Source organism: Actinokineospora sp., from assembly GCF_052390155.1.
In the GTDB taxonomy this organism is placed as follows: domain Bacteria; phylum Actinomycetota; class Actinomycetes; order Mycobacteriales; family Pseudonocardiaceae; genus Actinokineospora.
On record NZ_JBQTHF010000086.1, the window covers coordinates 1 to 3,215 of the forward strand.

Below are 3,215 nucleotides of genomic sequence, written 5' to 3' on the forward strand. Positions count from 1 at the left end.
GTCCGGGGCGGGGGGGCGTCGGGTGGCGTTGGTGTGCGTCGTCCGTCTGGTGGCTCCCCCGGCGTTTCTCTCCCGGGGTGGGTGGGGGTGGTCCGACTTCCCAGCTTCCCCCCCCCCCCCCCCCCCGCCGCCGTCTGCCTAGATCACTTGTAGACGCCCACGAACAGCCCGCGGCCCGCCGGACCGCCCTCGACGTACTCCACCGTGCAGCCCGCGCGGAGGAACGCCGCCTCGTACTGCTCGCGGGCGAACAGCGAGACGAGGAAGTCCTCGGTGAAGTGCCGCAGGCCGGCCTCGGCGTCGGCGACGACGAAGTGCGCCCGCATCCGGGTCGCGTCGCCCTCGCGGGAGGAGTGCGAGACGCGCGCGATCGTGCGGCCCTCGAAGGGAACCACGTCGCCGGTCACGTAACCGTCCACAAAGGTCTCGGGGAACCACCACGGTTCGACCACCACGACCCCGCCGGGGTTGAGGTGCGCGACGAAGCGAACCAGCGTCGCGTCGACCTCCCCGATCGTGCGCAGGTGCCCGATCGAGCTGAACATGCAGGTGATCGCGTCGAAGCGGCGGCCGAGGTCGAAGGTGCGCATGTCGCCCTGGTGCAGCGCCAACTCCGGGGTCCTGGCCCGGCCGACCGCGAGCATGCCCTCGGACAGCTCGACGCCCTCGACGTGCGCGAAGAGGTCGCCGAAGCTGCGCAGGTGCTCGCCGGTGCCGCAGGCGACGTCGAGCAGCGACGCCGCGTCCGGGCACCGCTGCCGGATCAACTGTTCCACGTCTTGGGCCTCGACCGCGTAGTCCCTGCCGCGGCCCCGGTAGACGGGGTCCCAGATCTCGGCAACTTCGTTGTCGTACATGTAGTCACTCCCGCTGTCGCCACGGTTTGGGTGCAAACGCCGCACCCGCCAAGCGTACCGACTGCGAAACCCCCGAAATTCGTATTCCACGACAATTCACCCGGCTTTGCGCATGTTCGAAGAAGAAGGCACACAAAGGCGCTGGAATCAGCAACCCGGAAGACGAAAGGACCGTTTCCAGTGGATACCGTTGACCCGATACGGGATGCGCCGACCGCGCTCGCACCGCCGGGCGGACAGGTCCGCGCCCCGGCGGAAAAGGCCGCACTCGCCTAGAGGTTCGAGCCGCTCGCGAAGAGGAAGGCAACTGCCCATGTTGCAAATCCGCCTGGTACAGCAGGGCGCCTGGGACATGCCGGTCGACTCCATGCCACTCGCGGTCGGCTATCTCAAGGCGGTGATCGACGCGGACCGCGATCTCGACACCGAGGTCGCCGCGGAGATCTGCAACTTCCGCGGCGGCCAGCAGCTCCAGGAGATGGCCAGGGCGCTGTTCACCGGGGATATCCCCGACGTGCTCGCGTTCTCGGTGCTCGGCTGGAATTACCGCAGTTTCGGCGTGCTGGCGGAGACCTTCAAGCAGATCAACCCGCGCGGCCTGGTGGTGTTCGGCGGAAACCACGTCGCCTACCAGTCCGAGCGCGTGTTCCGCGAATACCCGTGGGTCGACGTGGTGGTCAACGGCGAGGGCGAGCACACCTTCCACGAGCTGGTGACCTACCTCCTCGCCCACCGCGGCGAGGACTTCGACCCGGCCGACGTGGCCGGACTGTCCTATCGGCGCGCCGACGGCGAGTCACACTCCACACCGGACCGCGACCGCATCGCGGACCTGGACGTGGTGCCCTCGCCGTTCCTCACCGGGGCCATCCCGATGTCCGACGCGGCGGGCAACTTCCGCTACGACGTGGCGCTGATGGAGACCAACCGCGGCTGCCCGTACAAGTGCTCGTTCTGCTACTGGGGCGGCGCGGTCGGGCAGAAGATGCGCTCGTTCTCCACCGGGCGGCTGGCGGCCGAGCTCGACCTGTTCGGCTTCCACAAGGCGCCCTCGATCGTGCTCTGCGACTCCAATTTCGGGCTGCTGGAGGCCGACGAGGAGTTCGTCGAGCTGCTCACCAAGACCCGCGAGCGGTACGGGTACCCGCAGGCGCTGATCACGAGCTGGGCCAAGAACAAGTCGCAGCGGTTCTACAACATCGTGCGCAAGCTCAAGCAGCACGGGTTCCAGAGCCTGTTCACCCTGGCCCTCCAGACCCTCGACGACGCGGCGCTGACCGACATGCTGCGCAAGAACATGAAGGTCAACCAGTGGGAGAGCCTGGTCGAATGGCTCACCGAGGAGGGCCTGGAGTGCTACGGCGAGCTGATCTGGGGCGCGCCGGGTGAGACCCCGGACTCGTTCCTGGAGGGCTACGACCGGCTGGCGAAGAAGGTGTCCCGCATCGCGGTGTACCCGATGTTGTTGCTGCCCAACACGTCCTATGTGGAGAACCGCGAGGTGCACGGGTTCGTCACGATCCGCGGCGAGGACGACGACTTCGAGTACGTCTTGGCGAACCGGACGTCCACGCTGGCCGAGAACCTGGAGATGCAGCGGTTCGTGTTCTGGGCCAGGGTGCTCGGCGAGCAGCAGTACCTGCGGCACGTCTGGCAGCCGCTGCACGACCTCGCCGGTTTCACGCAGTCCCAGGCCATCCGCAGCCTCAAGGAGTACTTCGAGCGGTCCAAGGACCCGGCGGCCGTCGCGTTCCTGAGCAAGATCCCGGTGCTCGCCGAGTCGCCCGCGATCGCCGAGGCGCTGCGGTCCCTGCACAGCCAGGCGGACCTGCAGGCACTGGTGCGGCAGTGGTGGCAGGAGGTGGCGGTGCCCACCTTCCCGGCGAAGTGGCAGACCTTCGCCGAAGCCCTCTACGACTACGAATGCTGGTCGCGTCAGGTGTATGTGGTCCCCGACGGCGCGCTGCCGCCGGGCTGGCACAGCATCGACCAGGACGGCGCCGAGTGGTACGAGAGCGACCTGGTGCTGCTGCCCTACGACCTGCCCACGGCGCTGGAGAACTGGGCGGGCATCCTGGAGTCCGGGCCCAAGGCGGAGCCGACCACGTTCCTGTTCTCCGCCCGCCCCGGCTACTACCACAACCTCGACAACTACGAGATCGCCGCGCAGCACCTCGCCGTGGCCCGCAAGGCGGCCGCGGTGGAACTGCTCAAGCGCGCCGGTTAGCACCCCTGGCACACAAATCGGGGGAGCCCGGCACGGGCTCGCCCGCTTTGTGTTTGGGGTAAAATAAAAATTGCGGGGCACCAGGGGGGTCCCGCCCCGTTTTTTGTGTGACAAGGAAAGCGACGACCGAA

General features: G+C 67.8%; 2 protein-coding genes. One reads left to right on the plus strand and one right to left on the minus strand.

Annotated features, from left to right (window positions below; all coding sequences use genetic code 11):
• Positions 1-143: 143 nt before the first annotated feature.
• A complete protein-coding gene (locus ACT4N7_RS25800; protein WP_444831443.1) occupies positions 144-857 on the minus strand; it encodes a class I SAM-dependent methyltransferase in 714 nt (237 codons plus the stop codon).
• 313 nt (positions 858-1,170) lie between these two features.
• On the opposite strand from ACT4N7_RS25800, the gene ACT4N7_RS25805 reads away from it, so the two are divergent.
• On the plus strand, positions 1,171-3,084 hold the full coding sequence (locus ACT4N7_RS25805; protein WP_444831444.1) for a KedN5 family methylcobalamin-dependent radical SAM C-methyltransferase: 1,914 nt from the start codon (positions 1,171-1,173) through the stop codon (positions 3,082-3,084).
• The last annotated feature ends 131 nt before the right edge of the window (positions 3,085-3,215 follow it).

Coding starts and splice junctions, on each gene's coding strand:
- ACT4N7_RS25805 (WP_444831444.1), top strand. CDS start 1,171: ATGTTGCAAATCCGCCTGGTACAGCAGGGCGCCTGGGACATGCCGGTC.
- ACT4N7_RS25800 (WP_444831443.1), bottom strand. CDS start 857: ATGTACGACAACGAAGTTGCCGAGATCTGGGACCCCGTCTACCGGGGC.